Source organism: Mucilaginibacter sp. Bleaf8 (genome assembly GCF_018390515.1).
Lineage (GTDB): Bacteria > Bacteroidota > Bacteroidia > Sphingobacteriales > Sphingobacteriaceae > Mucilaginibacter.
The window spans coordinates 222,204-241,134 of record NZ_JAHBBK010000003.1; the positions used below are offsets into that span (position 1 = coordinate 222,204).

The 18,931-nt window shown below is 40.9% G+C and carries 19 protein-coding genes and 1 tRNA gene; 9 read left to right on the forward strand and 11 right to left on the reverse strand.

All coding sequences use genetic code 11. The annotated features are described in order from the left end of the window. Positions 1-133: 133 nt before the first annotated feature. From KHS38_RS14430 to nadA, 5 genes are all read right to left on the reverse strand, one after another. Positions 134-661, reverse strand: a complete 528-nt coding sequence (locus KHS38_RS14430) for a glucosaminidase domain-containing protein (protein ID WP_213489309.1) — start codon at positions 659-661, stop codon at positions 134-136. A gap of 3 nt (positions 662-664) precedes the next feature. Then, the gene (locus tag KHS38_RS14435) at positions 665-1,321 is read right to left on the reverse strand and encodes an O-methyltransferase (protein ID WP_349627933.1); all 657 of its coding nucleotides are present in this window, start codon (positions 1,319-1,321) and stop codon (positions 665-667) included. A gap of 67 nt (positions 1,322-1,388) precedes the next feature. Continuing rightward, positions 1,389-2,192 (reverse strand): helix-turn-helix domain-containing protein, encoded by an 804-nt coding sequence (locus KHS38_RS14440; RefSeq protein WP_213489310.1) that lies wholly within the window; start codon positions 2,190-2,192, stop codon positions 1,389-1,391. A gap of 74 nt (positions 2,193-2,266) precedes the next feature. Continuing rightward, positions 2,267-3,157, reverse strand: a complete 891-nt coding sequence (locus KHS38_RS14445; RefSeq protein ID WP_213489311.1) for an oxidoreductase — start codon at positions 3,155-3,157, stop codon at positions 2,267-2,269. Positions 3,158-3,322: 165 nt separating this feature from the next. After that, on the reverse strand, positions 3,323-4,315 hold the full coding sequence (nadA, locus tag KHS38_RS14450; protein WP_213489312.1) for a quinolinate synthase NadA: 993 nt from the start codon (positions 4,313-4,315) through the stop codon (positions 3,323-3,325). A gap of 409 nt (positions 4,316-4,724) precedes the next feature. Between nadA and nadB the strand changes: the two genes are divergently transcribed. Together nadB and ybiA are read left to right on the forward strand one after the other, a co-directional pair. After that, positions 4,725-6,317 (forward strand): L-aspartate oxidase, encoded by a 1,593-nt coding sequence (nadB, locus tag KHS38_RS14455; protein ID WP_213489313.1) that lies wholly within the window; start codon positions 4,725-4,727, stop codon positions 6,315-6,317. 4 nt (positions 6,318-6,321) lie between these two features. Further along, a complete protein-coding gene (gene ybiA / locus KHS38_RS14460) occupies positions 6,322-7,080 on the forward strand; it encodes a riboflavin biosynthesis intermediates N-glycosidase (RefSeq protein WP_213489314.1) in 759 nt (252 codons plus the stop codon). 7 nt (positions 7,081-7,087) lie between these two features. On the opposite strand, the gene KHS38_RS14465 is transcribed toward ybiA, so the two are convergent. Continuing rightward, positions 7,088-7,160: transfer RNA gene (locus KHS38_RS14465), tRNA-Gly, on the reverse strand. Positions 7,161-7,227: 67 nt separating this feature from the next. On the opposite strand from KHS38_RS14465, the gene KHS38_RS14470 reads away from it, so the two are divergent. Further along, positions 7,228-7,740: a gamma carbonic anhydrase family protein gene (locus KHS38_RS14470; protein WP_213489315.1), complete on the forward strand. Its 513-nt coding sequence runs from the start codon at positions 7,228-7,230 to the stop codon at positions 7,738-7,740. Here the strand turns inward: KHS38_RS14470 and KHS38_RS14475 are convergent. Next, positions 7,730-9,280 carry an Ig-like domain-containing protein gene (locus KHS38_RS14475; RefSeq protein WP_213489316.1) on the reverse strand — a complete coding sequence of 517 codons (1,551 nt, stop codon included), beginning with the start codon at positions 9,278-9,280 and terminating at the stop codon, positions 7,730-7,732. The two genes, KHS38_RS14470 and KHS38_RS14475, sit on opposite strands and share 11 nt — an antisense overlap. Before the next feature lie 212 nt (positions 9,281-9,492). Beyond that, a complete protein-coding gene (gene mnmG, locus KHS38_RS14480; protein ID WP_213489317.1) occupies positions 9,493-11,355 on the reverse strand; it encodes a tRNA uridine-5-carboxymethylaminomethyl(34) synthesis enzyme MnmG in 1,863 nt (620 codons plus the stop codon). A gap of 313 nt (positions 11,356-11,668) precedes the next feature. Between mnmG and KHS38_RS14485 the strand changes: the two genes are divergently transcribed. After that, positions 11,669-12,901 carry a sensor histidine kinase gene (locus KHS38_RS14485; RefSeq protein WP_213489318.1) on the forward strand — a complete coding sequence of 411 codons (1,233 nt, stop codon included), beginning with the start codon at positions 11,669-11,671 and terminating at the stop codon, positions 12,899-12,901. Next, entirely contained in the window at positions 12,879-13,394 is a 516-nt protein-coding gene (locus KHS38_RS14490) for a DinB family protein (RefSeq protein ID WP_213489319.1), read from the forward strand. Before KHS38_RS14485 ends, KHS38_RS14490 begins: the two co-directional genes overlap by 23 nt. A gap of 49 nt (positions 13,395-13,443) precedes the next feature. Here the strand turns inward: KHS38_RS14490 and KHS38_RS14495 are convergent, their stop codons facing one another. Next, on the reverse strand, positions 13,444-13,830 hold the full coding sequence (locus KHS38_RS14495) for a DUF6249 domain-containing protein (protein ID WP_213489320.1): 387 nt from the start codon (positions 13,828-13,830) through the stop codon (positions 13,444-13,446). A 180-nt stretch (positions 13,831-14,010) separates the two neighbouring features. Between KHS38_RS14495 and KHS38_RS14500 the strand changes: the two genes are divergently transcribed. The 3 genes from KHS38_RS14500 (at position 14,011) to KHS38_RS14510 (ending at position 16,290) form a co-directional block, all read left to right on the forward strand. Beyond that, complete coding sequence (locus tag KHS38_RS14500; protein WP_213489321.1) at positions 14,011-14,592, forward strand: RNA polymerase sigma factor; 582 nt, start codon at positions 14,011-14,013, stop codon at positions 14,590-14,592. Then, positions 14,589-15,077, forward strand: coding sequence for a hypothetical protein (locus tag KHS38_RS14505; protein ID WP_213489322.1), 489 nt, complete (start codon positions 14,589-14,591; stop codon positions 15,075-15,077). The genes KHS38_RS14500 and KHS38_RS14505 overlap by 4 nt, the downstream gene beginning before the upstream one ends. Positions 15,078-15,495: 418 nt before the next feature. After that, positions 15,496-16,290 carry a DUF2911 domain-containing protein gene (locus KHS38_RS14510; protein ID WP_249665419.1) on the forward strand — a complete coding sequence of 265 codons (795 nt, stop codon included), beginning with the start codon at positions 15,496-15,498 and terminating at the stop codon, positions 16,288-16,290. 168 nt (positions 16,291-16,458) lie between these two features. Here the strand turns inward: KHS38_RS14510 and KHS38_RS14515 are convergent, their stop codons facing one another. Next, a complete protein-coding gene (locus KHS38_RS14515) occupies positions 16,459-16,647 on the reverse strand; it encodes a hypothetical protein (protein ID WP_213489324.1) in 189 nt (62 codons plus the stop codon). 156 nt (positions 16,648-16,803) lie between these two features. Between KHS38_RS14515 and KHS38_RS14520 the strand changes: the two genes are divergently transcribed. After that, positions 16,804-17,190: a carboxypeptidase-like regulatory domain-containing protein gene (locus KHS38_RS14520; protein WP_213489325.1), complete on the forward strand. Its 387-nt coding sequence runs from the start codon at positions 16,804-16,806 to the stop codon at positions 17,188-17,190. A 34-nt stretch (positions 17,191-17,224) separates the two neighbouring features. Here KHS38_RS14520 and KHS38_RS14525 read toward each other — a convergent pair whose 3' ends face one another. Beyond that, complete coding sequence (locus tag KHS38_RS14525) at positions 17,225-18,847, reverse strand: NADP-dependent glyceraldehyde-3-phosphate dehydrogenase (protein WP_213489326.1); 1,623 nt, start codon at positions 18,845-18,847, stop codon at positions 17,225-17,227. Between the last annotated feature and the right edge of the window lie 84 nt (positions 18,848-18,931).

Consider the following 18,931-nt stretch of genomic DNA (forward strand, 5'->3'; position numbering starts at 1 on the left):
TTTAAATGGGTTAAACAGAAAAGGGTAATATATAATAGCTCACCGAAATTAGCACAAAATAAAACGCCCTGTTCAATAGGGCCGGGATAGAACCACTGAACAGGGCGAAAAATTAAAAAAAGACTATTAAAAATTAATGCTTTTTAGGTTGTTCGGCTTTAACCGAATCCGGAGCTTCATCATAAGCATGCAGCTCATAGCGGTGGATAAGGCCTAAAACCTGAGCGCCCCATTTGTGGCTGCTGGCGTAACCGCTGCGCTGTATACCTTTAACCCAGCTTTTATAATCGTAATGATTAAGCCGGTCGGCCAAATGGCTAAACTGCTTACGTTCAGTCATGATACGGGCAAAATCCTGGAAAGAATCAGATGCCGAATCGTATTGTTTGTAGGATGAATGTGTAGCCTTGCGTCCAGTATAAGATACAGGACTTTTACCTTTCATACCAAAGTGGTTGTTTTGCGTACGTGCTAATTTGCTGGTACCGCTGCCCGACTCATGCATAGCTATAGCTAAAATGATACTGGCAGGCACTCCGCTCTCGTGCATAATGCGAATGGCATTATCTTTGAACTTATCAATATATGATTTTGAGGGGTTTTGTGCTGATGCAGCAAATGCAGATGTAAGAAAACATGCAATCAGTAAGATTTTCTTCATAATTTATTTTTTTCTGATGAGCAGTACGCCGTCGCGCACAGGTAAAATCAGTTTTTCAACCTGTGTATGAACAGTTATACTGTCATTTAGTTTTCTGAAAAGTTCTGTATCGGCATCTTTTGCTTCGCCGTACACTTTTCCTTTCCACAAAACATTATCAATTATTATTAAACCTCCCGGCCGTATTTTATCAATTATCAACTCGAAATAAGCCAAATTGCTCTTTTTATCCGCGTCAATAAAACAAATATCAAAAATTAAATCCGAAAATCCAAATATAACGTCCTTAGCATCACCAATATGCAGCTCAATGCGGTCGGTAAAACCCGCTAAATCAAAGTTTTTACGCAGGGTTTCTTCCTGCTCACGATTTACTTCAATGGTGTGTACTTTACCCCCTTCAGCCAGCCCTTCGGCCAGGCAAATGGTGGCATAACCGGTAAAAGCACCTATCTCGAGCACCAGTTTTGGGTTAACCAGTTTACTCAGCATACTTAGCAAACGACCCTGGTAATGTCCCGACAGCATATTAGGTTTCAGCTGTTTCAAATACGTTTCACGATTGATCTTTTTCAGCGCCTCGGGCTCGGCATCACAGTGGTTTTCCAGATAGGCCTGCAGTAGTGGATCCAGTATCTCCATGCAGGCAAAGGTAGGCATTTTGGTTTAAAGGAGCGGAGGACGAGGTGTGAGGTACGGGAGGAGAAGTGGGTTGTGGAGTTAACTTTTACACCATAGATGGGTTGGTACCATATGCTTTTTTGAAAGCGAACGAGAAATGTGACAGATCTTCAAAACCAACTTCCAGGTATACGTCTGACGGCCGACGGCCTTTTTCTTTGATGAGATGGTAGGCTTCTTTTAGCCGTTGCTGCTGTAACCAACGACTGGGTGCAGTATGGAAAATCTTTTCAAAGTCACGCTTAAAGGTAGCCAAGCTACGACCTGTGAGATAAGCAAAGCGCTGCAAACTTACATTGAATTTAAAGTTCTTAATCATAAACGCTTCCAGATCAGCTTTGCCGGGCTCAGCAAAATCAAACAGTATGTCTTTAAGCTCGGGCTTTGTTTTGAGTAAAATCAATAGTGCTTCTTTTACTTTTAAAATCAGTAAATCTTCATTACCCTGCTGCATAATCTGGTCATAAGGGTACAAAGATTGTAAAAAGCTTTGATATAGGGGCATAGGTGCAATAGTAGTTATGGCCTGATTACGATGCGTTTTAACCGATTTATAACCATACTCCTTACTGAAACTGCGCAACATTTCCTGATCAAAAAAAACGGATAACGATTTAAATTCAGAGCCATCAGCAGGTAGCTGCTTGTTGAACTTTAAAAGATGATTGCGCTGATGAAAGCGAATGTCTCCTTCCTGAAATTTAAACTCCTGTGTGCCATCCTGTACCACCAACGAACCAGCTATTTGAAAACTGAGGATATGTTCGGGCACAAACTGCTCGCCCGACCGGCTAAAAGTGTGGTAACAGGAATAAAGTATTTTAGGTAAATGAGCTGGTATTATGGCCATAATCAAATGTAAAAAAAGCACAACGCCTTTAAAACCATATTTGAACCGGTTTAAAAGACGCTGTGCAGGTTTGTTTATTCAATTCCCTTAATTTTTGAATAGGCCCGGCCAGCATCTGTTTGCAAAAAGTCGGCGGCATCATCAGCGTCGGTTGATTGGGTTACCGGTAACCATTTTTCAAATTCGGCTTTACGTTTAGCATCTATTTGCTGCAGCATAGCGCTGGCTTCGCTGCCTAGTACCAGATGTAAGGGTGGCTCCGGGTGCTCAGCCAAATTGATGAGTACTTGGGCTGCCTTATCCGGGTCGCCCATGGGTATAAATTTATCGCCTTTCAAAAATTCGGTTACAAAGCCTACGGTGCTTTCATAACCTTCTATAAGCGGCGCATAACTCATGGAAGCACCAGCCCAATCGGTACGGAAGCCACCCGGTTCAACCGAAGTTACATGAATGCCCAGCGGCAACACCTCGGGTGCCAGCGCTTCGCTAAAGCCGCTTAAGCCAAATTTGGCAGCCTGGTAGATAGTTACGCCCGGCGTACCAATGCGACCGCCAATAGAGCTTATTTGCAATATACGGCCGGCGCGCTGCCTACGCATATGGGGCAGTACGGCACGGGTAATTTCAATAGGGCCATACAAGTTTGTTTCGAGCTGGCTGCGTACCTGCTCGTCAGTAAACGCTTCGGCAGCGCCTGTAATACCAAAGCCGGCATTATTTACCAAAACATCAATGCGGCCAAAATGCTTAATGGTTTGTTCAACAGCTTGCCTAATCTGTTCTTTATCAGTTACATCTAATTGTACAGGCAGTATTTGTGTACCATACGTATCAATGAGTTGTTTTAATTGTTCAGGCTTACGTGCGGTAGCTGCTACCTGATAACTGGCTTTGAGTGCAGCCTTAGTAACACTTAGGCCAAGCCCACGGGAAGAACCTGTTATGAACCAAACTTTTGTCATATGCTTCAATTTTTATTGTATGACAAAATTACCCTGTTACCGAGGGTAACACTTTGTTGTAAAGCTCAAATATACTTTGTTAAAAAGCTCATCTGCATAAATTTTGGAAACAAAAAAAGCACATGCCTTACCTGACATGTGCTTATCAATATACATCAAAAAATTTTACAGGCCCAGCTGTGCCGAAATATCCAGCATGCGTTCAATCGGCTTCACAGCTTTCTCAATAATATCAGCCGGAAGGGTGATTTCGGGCATTTCGTTTTTAAGGCATAAATAAAGCTTCTCCAGCGTATTTCTTTTCATGTGGGGGCAATCATTGCATGCACAGGTGTTGTTAGGCGGAGCGGGGATAAAAACCTTATCTGGGTTATCCTTTTCCATCTGGTGTAATATGCCAGCTTCGGTTGCCACAATAAATTCTTTATCGGTGCTTTTGGTAGCGTAATTCAAAATACCGGTGGTAGAGCCAATATAATCGGCCAGCTGCAGTATCGTTTCTTCGCACTCGGGATGGGCAAGTATTTTAGCATCCGGGTGGCGCTCCTTCAGCTTGGTGATCTTTTCGCGTGAAAAGATTTCGTGTACCATACAGGCTCCGTTCCATAGTACCAAATCGCGACCGGTCTTTTTAGCCACGTAAGCACCCAGGTTACGGTCGGGCCCGAATATAATTTTCTGATCAGCAGGTAAGCTTTCTACTATCTGTACAGCATTGCTTGAGGTACAAACAATATCGCTCATTGCTTTAAGCTCGGCAGTGCAGTTTACATAAGTAATTACCAGGTGATCGGGATACGACTCCTTAAACTTTTTGAATAGATGCGGTGGGCAGCTATCGGCCAGTGAGCAGCCTGCTTTGATATCGGGCAGCAAAACCTTCTTGGTAGGGGAGAGGATCTTGGCTGTTTCGGCCATAAAGTGTACGCCGGCAAATACAATAATATCGGCATCCGTTTTAGCCGCCTGTTGTGACAGGCCCAGGCTGTCGCCTATGTAATCGGCTATGTCCTGTATCTCACCTTCCTGGTAGTAATGCGCAAGGATAACGGCATTCTTCTGCTTCTTTAATTTTTCTATCTCGGCATACAGGTCAAGCGTCGGGTCTACTTCTTCCTCAACAAAACCTTTTACATTAATTTCTTCTAAAACGTCCATTCTTAACAGTTCAATAAATACAATATTATTATTTATATAAATCTTCTTATTGTTTATTAGCATGTGAATTGTGTGGGTAACTCCTGCTAATTTTTTCTTGTTTTTAAGTTATCACTGTTTTATTAACAGGTTATCCACACAGGTAAAAAGGTAATAGATTGATATTGAATACATAAACGTTATTCACATACTGTTAATAACTCAAAATGTGAAATAATACCATGTTTTTAAAATGTGAATTGTTACGTGAATTTCTCTCCAAAGTTCGTGCCTTTTGCGGAAAACTTTTGTTTATACACAGAGTTATCCACAGCGCAGAAAGTTATTAGCTTTTTACTTACGCAAAATTAACATCTTTTAACGCGGTTATCCACACAAGTAGTACTTTTACACATCTTAGACGTTATTTATGACAAAAAATGTGGATTTCTTGGTGATAGGTTCTGGTATCGCCGGATTGAGTTTTGCCCTTAAGGCTGCCAAACATGGTAAGGTTCTGATAGTTACAAAGGCAAATGAAGATGAGTCGAACACTAAGTATGCCCAGGGAGGGGTTGCTGTAGTTGTGGATAACGTTGGTGATTCTTTCAAAAAGCATATTGAAGACACCCTGATTGCCGGCGATGGCCTGTGCGACGAGGAAGTGGTGCGGATTGTGGTAGAAGAAGGGCCGGAGCGCATTAAAGAAATTATAGATTACGGCACCAACTTCGATAAAAACAAAGAAGGGTATTATGACCTGGCAAAAGAAGGTGGTCACTCCGAATACCGGGTACTACATTATAAGGACATTACCGGTTTTGAAATGGAGCGCGCCCTGCTGGAGCAGATCCACAAAAATCCGAATATTGAAATTTTAACCCATCACTTTGCGGTTGATTTAATTACGCAGCACCACCTGGGTCAGTTTGTTACCCGGTCAACTCCGGATACAGCCTGCTATGGAATTTATGCATTCAATACCGAAACCCGCGAAGTAGATACCATATTATCCAAAGTAACGGTAATGGCATCGGGCGGTGCCGGTCATATTTATGCTATTACCACCAACCCGGTTATTGCCACGGGCGATGGTGTTGCCATGGTGTACCGTGCTAAAGGTAAGGTGCGCAATATGGAGTTTATACAGTTTCACCCTACTGCGCTGTACAACCCGGGCGAGTATCCGTCTTTTTTAATCTCGGAAGCAGTGCGTGGTTTTGGCGGTATACTTAAACGTACCAATGGCGAAGAGTTTATGCAGGAGTACGATCCGCGAAAATCGTTAGCCCCGCGAGATATTGTGGCCCGTGCTATTGATGCGGAAATAAAAAAATCGGGTGAGGACTACGTTTATTTAGATGTACGTCATAAAAGCAAGGCCGAAATTTTAGCCCATTTCCCTAACATCTATGCCCGTTGCCTGGACATAGGTATTGATATGACTAAAGATATGATCCCCGTATCGCCGGCTTGCCATTACATGTGCGGCGGTATTATGGTCGATCATGTAGGCCGCTCGTCTATCCAGCAGCTGTATGCCTGCGGCGAATGTTCATCAACTGGCCTGCATGGTGCTAACAGATTGGCATCCAACTCTTTATTAGAGGCGTTGGTGTTTGCACACCGTATTTATGAAGATGCCATTGCTAATTTTGACAATTACTACATACCTGAAAATATTCCGGACTGGGACGAAAAGGGCGTACAGCTCTCGAACGAGGATATTTTGGTAACGCATAATATCCGCGAAATGCAGAAACTGATGAACGATTATGTGGGTATTGTACGTTCCGATTTTCGTTTAGAAAGGGCCATGCGCCGCTTGCGTTTACTGTATGAAGAGACTGAAGAGTTTTATAAGCGTACCAAGCTTTCTGTAAAATTATGTGAGCTGCGCAATTTGATACAGGTATCGTATCTGGTAGTCAAATCGGCCATGATGCGTAAGGAGAGCCGGGGTTTGCATTATACTACGGATTACCTGAAGCATGCAGAGGTGTTGGAGGATACGGTAATTTAAAAGTATGGCTAAGTATGATATAGAGTGGCTAATTAATCAGTATGAAATCAACCCTGAAATTGACTTTCTATTCTTTTGGGGGCATAGTGCTAAATATGCAGAAACAGGTAAATCTTGTTTAAGTCAGTGGTATGAACTGCCATTTATTGTAAATGATGTTACCTATTTAACAGCCGAACACTGGATGATGGCGGCCAAGGCCATATTATTTGGTGATAGTATAGCTTATAAAAGTATTATTGATAGTAAAACCGCGGGTAAAGCTAAACACATAGGGCAGCAAATTAAAAACTTCGACTCTGATATTTGGGATGCATACAAACATGAAATTGTTGTAAATGGGAATGTGCATAAATTCAATCAGCATCCCAGATTGGCAAAATACCTTATTTCTACTGGCAACCAAATCTTAGTTGAGGCGAGTCCAATAGACACCATATGGGGAATTGGCTTAGCGGCAGATGATGAAAACAGTACTATTCCTTATTGCTGGAGAGGTACAAATTTATTAGGATTTGCATTAATGGAGGTAAGAGAATTTCTATCAGATTTTGGAAAATTTGATTATCTGAAAACTGACATACAGTTGCCGTGGGTACTACATCCATGCAAAGATTCGGCAGATATGTATTGGCGAATGGGTGAGGGCGAAAACATTATAGATACTTTTAATAAGTATTATCTGTCTTTAACTGATAGAGAAAAGACGATTTTCAGATTAATGCATCCATTACCAAGCGAATGGCAACATTTCTTATTATAATTAAATGAGCGGAAAACGGGATTCGAACCCGCGGCCTTCAGTTTGGGAAACTGATGCTCTACCAACTGAGCTATTTCCGCTTGTAAATCAAATATAAAAATTAATTGTATTTGATATAGCATAGCTATTCATTTATAAAAACAAATTATGCCGCTGATATTACCTGTAAAAGATAAAAGCCCTGTTTGGGGAACCGATTGTTTTATTGCCGATAACTGCACTATAGTAGGGGAGGTAGCCATGGGTAATAACTGCTCGGTATGGTTTAATGCGGTAATACGTGGTGACGTACATTATATACGTATAGGTAACAATACCAACATTCAGGATGGGGTAGTTATACATGCCACTTATCAAAAATCGCCTACTAACATTGGTAATTATGTATCGGTGGGGCATAATGCCATTGTGCATGGTTGTACCTTAAAAGACCATACCCTAATAGGTATGGGGGCCATTGTAATGGATAATGCCGTGGTTGAAGAATATGTAATTATCGGTGCCGGATCGGTAGTACTTGAGAATACGGTATGCGAATCAGGCTTTTTATATGCTGGTACTCCCGCTAAAAAAATAAAGCCCCTTACTGACGAGCAGAAGGAGCTTTTGAATCGCTTACCTGATAATTATATCCTTTATTCAAGCTGGTTTAAGGAGTAGCCGGCTCCTTAGGTATTTCAACCGTTTCTTCCTGGTCCCAGTTTGGTCTTAGTGTTAATTCCTTGTCACTAAACCACACATTTTCAGGGAATTGCTTTTGTTTAACACTGCCGGTGTCAAAGCGCCCATTGCGGTTAGCATCGTAAGTAACCTTAACACGGTATTTACCGGTATATAAGGCTTTATAAACCAGCGAAGTAGTTTTGGAAACCACATCTTTACGAATGATTTCTTTTTTGCTGTTCATCAGTTCAATGATGTAGCTTTTTGCGGTATCCGGTACGCTATATTTAATAGTAAGGGAACCATAGTTTTCGGGCTTATCTATCTGGAAGCGTTTGTTCAGCTCCTTATTTTTATCCCCGTAAATGCTGGTCATAGCTTCATCGCTAAATACCAGCTCATAGCGCGTATTTTGCCGCCAGCGATGCTTAAGTATAAAGCGACGAATATCTTTCGTATCTTTTAGCAAACTGATAGGGTTAACCGCAGCCGAATCTTCCAATAATCTAATCTTAGAAAGATCAAATGCTTCTATAGGCAAGCTTGCTGTAATTTCAACATCAGTACCTGGCGCTAACTTATTATCGTTATTGATATTATAACGGAAAGTTAAGTTCCGCTTAAAGGTTTCATTACGGCCCTTTTTTACAAACACCGTATCCAATGGCTTATTCTGATCTGAAATAACCACGCTCAATGAGTCGAAGTCCATATTGCGCAGGTAGATTGATGCGGTATCCCGGTTTTTATTGTAATCAATAATTTTACCGGCATCTACAGCTGCCGGATAATTAATTTTGATATTTGGATCAACCAATGGCTTGTTAAAGCCTAAAAACACTTTACCATCCGGATCTATACGCTTGGTACTTACACGGAATTTTTCGGGTGTTTGCTTAAACAAGTTCAACTGTACATTCGATGTATCTGATTTTAAGTTGATTGTTCTTTTAGAAAAGGCAATCAACTCATTATCATTGTTATAAACTTTATCTGGCGACGCTTCTTTCAAAGCGTATATGGTATATCTGCCTTCATGTAAGTTATTGAGCGAGAAGTTACCAGCTGAATCTGTAGTGGTATAAATACTGGGCTTCTTTTTACCAAATAAAGCAGAGTCGCGCTCAATTGGGAAAATCATTACCGTTGCATCTTTCTCTTTTTCAGAATTAAGAGTATTGGTTACGCTACCTGATATACTCAATGAATCAATCACATTACCGGTCGAAAAAACGTAAGTGAAATTTTTCATTACGTTGCTTTCATTTACATCGGCAATGGCCTTACCAAAATTAAATACATAAGTAGTGTTTTTTAATAAGGTATCCTTAAGGCTAATTACTAATGATCTCCCTTTGGTATTATATTCCGGTGATTTTTCAAAAGCCGGACTTACACTAATTTCCTGGTAGGCGTTCGAAAGTTTGAAATATTCATCAAAGTCCAGCTTAATTTCTTTTGCTGCAAAATTTCGGGTCATGTTGGCTGGGGTAGCTTTAAGTAGCTTTGGTGGCGTACGATCTCGCGGCCCGCCCATGGGTCTTTGAATATTGGCACAGCCATATAAAACTAGTCCGGCTATAATTATGAGGATTTGAATGTAAAAACTACGAATGTGTTTTAAAGGCATTTTTAAGCGATATAAGCGATTTTGCTATTTTTTAATATAAATATATTAAAAGTAAAAAATAATGGCTCTAATAAGATATATTAAAGCTATTTTTAAGTGCCATTTTTAAAAAATTGAGCTTACCTGGATATATGCACCATCAGCACAGATATGTCTGAAGGTGATACACCTGATATACGTGAAGCCTGGCCTAAAGTGCGTGGCTTAATACGCATCAACTTTTCCCGAGCTTCTTTTGACAGCGATACCAATTGCTGATAGTTGAAGTCGGGATTAATTTCCTTATCCTCCATCTTCCGCATCTTCTCTACAATCTCCAGCTCCTTATCAAAATAACTCTCGTATTTAATTTTTATTTCAGCCTGCTCAATAGTTTCCTTATCATATGCTGAAAGTAATAAAGCTAATGACTCATCAGCTTTCCTTAAATCATTAAAAGAAACCTGAGGGCGGCTAAGTAACGAAAACAATCTAACATTTTGAGAAAGCGGGGATGTGCCTAATTCATCCAATAATGTATTTACTTGTCCTGCTTCTACCGACTTGTTTTTGGTGTAAGCTACAATTTCATCAGAGTTTTTTACTTTTTGTTTTACTTTGTCTAAACGCTCATCACTTATCAAGCCCAACTCATGGCCAGTAGGGGAGAGGCGAATATCAGCATTATCCTGACGAAGCAACAACCGATGTTCGGCACGTGAGGTAAACATACGGTAAGGCTCTTCGGTACCTTTTGTAATCAGGTCATCAATCAACACACCGATGTATGATTCTGATCTTTTTAAAATCAGCTCGTGTAAATCATGTACTTTTTGGTGTGCATTTATACCTGCCATTAAACCTTGTGATGCAGCTTCCTCATAACCTGTGGTACCATTAATCTGGCCAGCTAAAAATAAGTTGCTGATCAGTTTTGTTTCCAGGGTAGCCTGTAATTGGGTAGGCGGAAAATAATCATATTCTATAGCATAGCCTGGGCGGAACATCTTTGCTTTTTCAAAGCCTGGTATTTGCTGCAATGCCCGGTATTGTACATCCTCTGGTAATGAAGTAGAAAATCCGTTTACGTAAATCTCAACGGTATTGAAACCTTCTGGCTCTACGAAAATCTGGTGACGTTCGCGTTCTGCAAACCGGTTAATTTTATCTTCAATAGAAGGGCAGTAGCGTGGACCTAAACCTTTGATGCGCCCGGTAAACATGGGCGATTTTTCGAAACCTTCTTTCAAAGTTTCATGTACGGCAGCATTAGTATACGTAATCCAGCAGCAACGTTTCTCGGTTGGGCGTTCGACATCGGTGTAGGAGAAGCGACCGGGATCTTCATCACCCCATTGTTCTTCCATTACACTATAGTTCAAACTACGGCCGTCAATACGAGGGGGAGTACCGGTTTTCATCCGTCCTGCTTCAAACCCTAATTCAACTAATTGCTCAGTTAAACCGGTAGCAGATTTTTCACCGGTACGGCCACCGCCGAAACGTTTCTCGCCGATATGAATTACACCGTTTAAGAAGGTACCATTAGTAAGTACTACGGCACTACATTCAATCTCTATACCGAGTGAAGTGCGTACACCACATACGGTGTTATTTTTTACTACTAATGATGTAACCGTATCTTGCCAAATGTCTAAGTTGTCTGTTTGCTCTAAAGTTAGCCGCCATTCTTCGGCAAAGCGCATACGATCATTTTGTGAGCGTGGGCTCCACATTGCCGGTCCTTTTGACAGGTTAAGCATCCGGAACTGAATGGTGGTTTTATCAGCGATGATACCAGAGTATCCACCGAGTGCATCTACCTCTCTTACTATTTGTCCTTTTGCTACGCCACCCATTGCCGGGTTACAACTCATTTGTGCAATGGTGCCCATGTTCATTGTAATCAGCAAAACTGACGATCCCATGTTGGCTGCTGCTGCCGCTGCTTCACAACCAGCATGACCTGCTCCAGCCACTATTACATCATATTTTTTAAACATCTATACCTCCATGTTCCACGTGGAACTATACGCAAATTTACCACTCCTAATCTCATGTTTCACGTGAAACTTTAAATAATGATACTAACGCTACAAACGTCCTTATGGGGCTTATATTGCTTATACGTAAGGTGTAGAGTTAGCTGAAGTGGAGTGTTTGCAAAGATACATATTATTAGTATAGATTAGCAGTTAGTATTGAGCTAGCTTTTGATAAGTCATGGTTAAAGAGTCTAAAATTCGCCACCTTGCTAACGGAAAGACTTAAAACTATTACTTGTCTGTAACTGTTTATGTACCTTTGAAATTACGTATGAGTAATCCTTATCAACGAAAAAAGCGATGGAAATATTTACTGTTGATTTTTGCAGTAATCATTGCCGGCAGCTCTTTATTGTATACCCAATATCTTGTTAAAAACATAGCCCGATCTGAGCGAACACGTGCACAGGTGTGGGCACAAACTATGAAGCAAATCCTATCATCGGATGATAACGATTTCCTAAACTATGTATTCCTGGTGCGTGATAGTTTATCTGTACCAGCCATTGTAACTGATGAAACGGGGGAGTTTAAATTTACCAAGGGGTTAGACTCTACCAAAACGTTCATCAAGATGGATGGCATTACAGATGTTGACGGTAAGAAAGCCCCAAAGTATGACCTGGAATATTTTCAGCGTGAGCTGGCCATTATGAAATCGCAGCATGCACCTATCAAGATTCCAATTTACAGCAATACCTATTGGATGGTATATTATAAGGATTCCTTATTGCTTACACAATTGCGGGTTTTCCCTTACATACAGCTTACTATCATAGCTGTGTTTTTAATGGTAGCATATACGGCATTCAGCTCATCCCGAAAGTCAGAACAGAACCAGGTATGGGTAGGTCTGGCAAAAGAAACGGCTCACCAGTTAGGTACACCCATATCATCCTTACTGGCTTGGCTTGAATTGCTGAAGGATAAATTTAATGCCGAAGACGATCCACTATTGGCCGAAATGGCTAATGATGTAAAGCGCCTGGAAATTGTAGCCGACCGTTTTTCTAAAATCGGGTCTAAGCCAGTTTTAGAACCGCATTCTGTTTACGATGCCGTAAAAGATTTTGTAGACTATTTTAGAGTACGGGTAACAGACAAAATCAGTTTTGAATTACATGGAGATTCTAAACTAATGGCTGGCATCAATATACCCTTGTTTGATTGGGTAATTGAAAACCTTCTTAAAAATGCGGTCAATGCGATAGAAGGGAAGGGGAATATCCGAGTGGATATAACACCCAGTAAAACCAAGAATCAAATTTATATTGATGTAACAGATACCGGCAAAGGTATACCACGCTCTAAATTTACTACCGTTTTCAGGCCGGGATATACCACGCGTAAACGCGGCTGGGGACTTGGTCTATCGCTCACTAAACGTATGGTTGAAAATTACCACAACGGCCAGATCTTCGTAAAAGATTCAGAGGTAGGAAAAGGAACAACTTTCCGGATCATCTTAAAAAGTATTAAAAATGATAACCCCGCCACAACCTGATGAATATGCATCCTTTTATGCCAACTATGTTAAGCTGGCTACCGAAAGGGGAGACGTATTAAAAACCCTTTCAGGCTTAAAGGATAGTACGCATAAGCTGCTATCCCAAATACCTCAAGAAATGGAAGACTACGCTTATGCCGACAGGAAATGGACCATTAAACAATTGGTAAGCCACATGATTGATGCGGAGCGTATTTTTGCTTACCGCTTATTGTGCATTAGTCGTCAGGATGGAACTAATTTACCAGGTTTTGATGAGGAAGAGTATGTTGTAAATGCAAATGTAAACGAACGTACATTAAAAAGCTTGGCCGACGAATTTAAAGCAGTCCGTGAAGCCAATTTGTATTTATGCAACGCCATCCCTTCATCCAGATTATCATTTAAAGGTTTGGCCAATAATTCACCGGTGTCAGTAAGGGCGTTGCTTTATATTATGGCTGGTCATGAATTACATCACCTAAATATTTTGCGGGAGAAATATCTATAAAAGAGCTTCTTCATAATTTTGAAGAAGCTCTTTATTTCCTAGGCGCTAGTTATATTAAATCTTTCTCCGGTACATATATGCTCTGCTTTTCTGTCGTAACCGTTTCTTTCTTTTCAATGCGATAAGACAGAAACAGGCCTAAGCCGCCAAATATGGCAATTAAACTAAAGTAGATAGCTTCGTTTTCATCTGCTGAAGCTGTAAATAATGTTCTGTCGAGTACAAAGGCCAAAAATAAGCCGATTCCCGCACCTATTAATAATAACCCCCATTTCAAATTCTGGTAAGGGGCAGATTGCGATTTGTATCGGCGTGGATCCATGCCACGTTCAATCATGGCCAGTCGTTCTCTTTTACTTAAATATACGATGCCGAATATCATGGCAAAAAAGCCAAGTGGTACTAATATTCCGATTAATTCTTTAGAGACTTCCATATGTTTAATTGTTTGTGTTATATAATTTGTAAACCTTCACCGGTGTATTTGTAAGCTATGACCACATGGTTTAAAAGCAGGTTACACTTATTCATAAAAAAAGTGTAAATATTTTCGGTAGATTATTTTCAATTTACTGTAACCTGAACTACGCCGGCATCGTCAGAGCGGTAATTACAAATGCAGAGCAAACTTTCGGATATAGAATTAATAGAAGAAACCCTGGCGGGTAATCAGTCGGCCTATGCTGATTTGGTTAAACGGCATCAGCGTTTTGTATTTACCCTGGCTATGCGATTTAGTAAGAGTAGGGAAGATGCAGAAGAGATAGCGCAGGATAGTTTTATTAAAGCATACCGGTCATTAGCTGCATTTGGTGGTCAGTCAAAATTCAGTACCTGGTTATATACTATTGTATATACCACGGCAATGACTTTCTTGCGGAAGAAACGGTTAAATACATCATCTATTGATGATGAAGCAACCTTTATACAACTTGAAAGTCAAAACAGTGCTTTTGATAATAATCTGGCCGAAAACAAATCGCGCTCATATTATTTAAATAAAGCAATAGAGCAATTGTTACCTGATGATGCAATGATCATTACCTTGTTTTACAAAGGGGAACAATCATTGGAAGAAATAGGTACCACATTAGGGATAGAACCTAATACAGTAAAAGTAAAATTATTCAGAGCTCGCCAGCGTTTAAAAGAAAAGCTGGAGCGAAATTTAAAGCACGAAGCCAAGGAATTAATATGAACACGATAGAAGAAAGACTGTGGAGTTACATTGATGGGACCTGTACGGCACAAGAGAAGGAGGAGATAAGCAAGCTTATTCAGGAAGATAAGGAATATCGTATGGTTTATGATGAATTGCTTTCTTTCAATCAGGAGCTTTCTGTAATGGAACTGGACGAGCCATCTATGCCATTTACTTATAATGTAATGGAAGCCATTCGTACGCAGGAAGCGCAAAAGCCGCTTAAAGCAGCAATCGACGTAAGAATTATTAAAGTAATAGCGGCATTTTTTATAGTTACTATTTCGGTATTGCTTATTTATACAATAGCCAATGTTAACTGGTCGGCCGGTAATACAAGTGCTGTTGAGTTTAAAATACCATCTATTAAAAACTATATCAGTAAATCTGCCATGCAGGGCTTCATCTTTTTTGATGTGGTATTGGCTCTTTACCTTTTGGATGGCTATTTACGGAAGCGTAATAACCTTAAGACTATGTAAGTACTGACATTATGTATCACATAGTGTGCATCTTCTGACACTAGTGTATAAAATTTTGCACATTTTGACATATACTATTTATAAGGTTTAAAGCCTAAGGTTGTACGTTCCTTTTAAAATATGCAGTTTTCGTTTGTATCAACGTTTTTTTAATTACGTTAATCGATTGCGAAGTTTGGCACAGTGATTGTAATATATATTACGAATTGGTAAACTTACCAATTTAATTGTGATAAGGTTTAGGTTGAAAGTCCCCCAGAGCAAGTCCGGGGGGCTTTTTTTATTTATAGCCATATCAAATTATCTTTCTAATCAAATAAATGAAGATGCTAACTGATAACGGTTTATCTTTGGATCATCTTAATTGAATATGAAAAAGATTTATTACCTAATTTGTACAATGTTATTGTGCAGTGTTATGTACGGTGTACAAGCACAAGGCATTAAAATGCCGCAAGCCAGCTCATCCCAAACCATTACTCAGGAATTTGGCCTGGGGAAAATCACCCTAAATTATGCCCGTCCTAACGCTAAAGGGCGCAAAATATTTGGCGGCCTGGCACCCTATGGTGAGGTTTGGCGTACCGGAGCTAATACCGCTACTACAATCGCTTTTACTGATGATGTAACGATTGAAGGCAACAAAGTGCCTGCAGGCGAATATGCGCTATTCACAATTCCCGGCGAAAAGGAGTGGACCATCATTTTAAACAAAACCACCAAGCAGTGGGGAGCCTATGAATACAAACAGGCCGACGACTTTTTACGCTTTAAGGTAAAGCCGGTAAAATCCGGAGAGATGATAGAAACTTTTACTATCCAGTTTGCCAACGTTAAGCCAACCACTGCCGAGATACAATTATTGTGGGAACACACTGCCGTAAAACTGCATTTGGCAACTGATGTAGACAGCCGTGTTATGGCAAGTATTGACGAAGCCATGCAGGGTGAAAAGAAACCATACTTTGCCGCAGCACAATACTATTTTGAAAATGGCAAGGATTTAAATAAAGCATTAGTTTGGATTACAGAGGCCGAAAAATCAAACCCTAATGCACCTTACTTCAAATTATGGAAAGCCCGTATACAGCTTAAAATGGGCAATAATGCCGCTGCCATTGCTACAGCAAAAGAGGGAGCCCGTGTAGCTAAGGAGCAAAAGAATGAGGAGTACGTTCGCTTGAATGAAGCACTAATTGCACAGGCTAAGTAATTGAATACATACTTAAACAAGAAAGGCGGACAATACGATCCGCCTTTCTTGTTTTATGTAAGGAATACTTTCTTAGATAAAATTTATGAAATGAAAAAGCAGCCTTCAATAAACTCTATACCGAAAGCTGGTTTAAATTCTTGATAAGCAAAGAAAAGTATCCGGATATTAAGCGTCAGATTCCTGGCGGCCTTTAACCAATACCTTTAAAAATAAAGCTGCGGTGAGTAAACCTAAAACAGCACCTACTGGTATATAAATAAAACCTTGGTTAACGATAGCACCGGTAAATAAGCCGGCTACCAGGCCAATAATATAGAAGTATGAATCGTAGCTTTTATCTTCGTGATGTGACATAATCGTTGTTCGTTTTTCTGTAAGCAAAAGTAGTTGATTAAGTGCGGTATGCCAAACTTTGTTTGTAGCAAAATTATTTAAATTTCTAATTTACTGCAACGTATTCTTAATTAGCACGTCTGTTAAGCTGTATCCTTCTCCTTTAAACCACAGCTTATGAAACCTATCCACATCCTCACAAAGGCAGTAGCTATCAGTAGCCTGCTGGTGATTGGCATTACCAGTTACAGCCATGCCCAAAGTAAAAGCATTAAGCTTACTATTAAAGACAAAGCAACACAAAAGCCATTAGAGCATGCAGCCGCAACTCTTATCAATTTGAAAGACAGCATGATTGTTTGTACGCAGGTAACACCCGAAAGCGGTATTGCTCAATTTAACATCAACACAACGGGTCGCTATCAACTTATTATTGAGAAAGAAGGGTATTCAAAAGAAGCCCGCTATAGCATTATTACTAAAAAAGAGGAAGATCGTAACGATATGGATATCGCTATGCAACCAGCAGTCAAAAAGCGATTAAATAAAAGGGGACGGTATTAAGCCGTCCCCTTTTATTTAATACGCTTCTGTAACGTTAGAAGATATAATTTGTGCTCAGGAAATTGGAATCATGATCGTTCACAATTTCGTTGATCAACTGCTTGTTGGTATCGTTCAGCTTGGTGGCTACCAGTGAACGGATAGAGAACGAGCGTAACGCATCATTAACTGATAAGGTACCCTCTGCACTGTCTTTACGGCCGGTAAAAGGAAATACGTCCGGGCCGCGCTGGCATTGTGCGTTGATGTTTACGCGGCTCACCAGGTTCACAAACGGATCAATCAGGTCGGCGGTTTCCTGTGCATCGGTACTGAAAATACTTACCTGCATACCATGCGGCGAATCAATTTGGTACTGGATAGGCTCTTCGATTGATTCGAATGGCAATACCGGTATTACCGGACCGAATTGCTCCTCGCGGTATAGTTTCATTTTATCGTTTACCGGGTATACAATGGCCGGGTAAAAGAACGAAGCTACGTTTTCGCCACCATGTTCATTTACCACGCGGGCACCATTAGCTTCGGCATCGGCAATACATTCTTTCAGGTAATCGGGCTTGCCCGGTTCGGCAACAGGGGTCAGGTTCACGCCTTTTTCCCACGGCATACCGTACTTCAGTTTAGCCACGCCTTCGCTCAGCAATTTCAGGAATTCATCGGCCACATCTTTGTGTACGTGAATAATTTTAATGGCTGTACAACGCTGACCGTTGTAAGACAGCGAACCTAAAATACACTCGTTAACAGCAATGTTCAGATCAGCGCTTTTGGTAACAATAGCTGCATTTTTAGCATCTAAACTCAACACTGCACGTAAGCGGCTGATTTTTGGATGGCGTTTTTTCAGATCGTTAGCCACCTTGCTGGAACCGATGAAGGCCAGTACATTAATTTTACCGGTAGCCATCAGTCCCGGTGTAACGTTAGCACCGCGGCCATAAACGGTATTTACTACCCCTTTAGGGAACGATTCCTGGAAAGCTCTTAGTAATGGGTAGTGAACCAGGGTACCATGTTTTGGTGGTTTGAAAAGGATGGTATTGCCCATGATGATAGCCGGAATGAGGGTAGTAAAGGTTTCGTTCAGCGGATAGTTGAACGGGCCCATACATAATACCACACCCAGCGGCGAGCGGCGTATCTGCGCTACTACTCCTTCGGCCATAGTAAAACGGGATGATTCGCGGTCGATATCCTTAAGGGCATCAATAGTAAGCGTAATATATTCAACCGTACGGTCAAACTCTTTAGTTGAATCGGCCAGTGATTTACCAATTTCCCACATAATTAATTTAATCACCAGGTCGCGCTGCTCTACCATTTTGTACACGAATTTTTCCATGCACTTAATTCGGTCGGCAACACTCATTGTCGGCCATTCGCCGCGGCCATTATCAAATGCAGCTTCTGCAGCGGCCAGGGCTTCCATTGCTTCCTTTTCGGTACCCAGCGGGTAGCTGCCGATTACCTTACGCTTTAAACCCTCGGGGGTGGGGATACAAATTGGCGATGTTACTTCACTTACCTCGCCGTCCCAGGGCAGCATATCCCCGTTAACGAGATATTCCCGCTGATGCAGTTCCTCGATACGGTATTGCTCCGGTATCTGGCTCTCATCAACGAACAGCTTGTTCAGCTCGTCATTAAAACTCATGATAGTTGGTTAAAAGTTAATATATGTTTTAGCTCGTGTGTTAATCTCTAAAGTAGGAGATTGATGTAATGGTTTCATTACTTA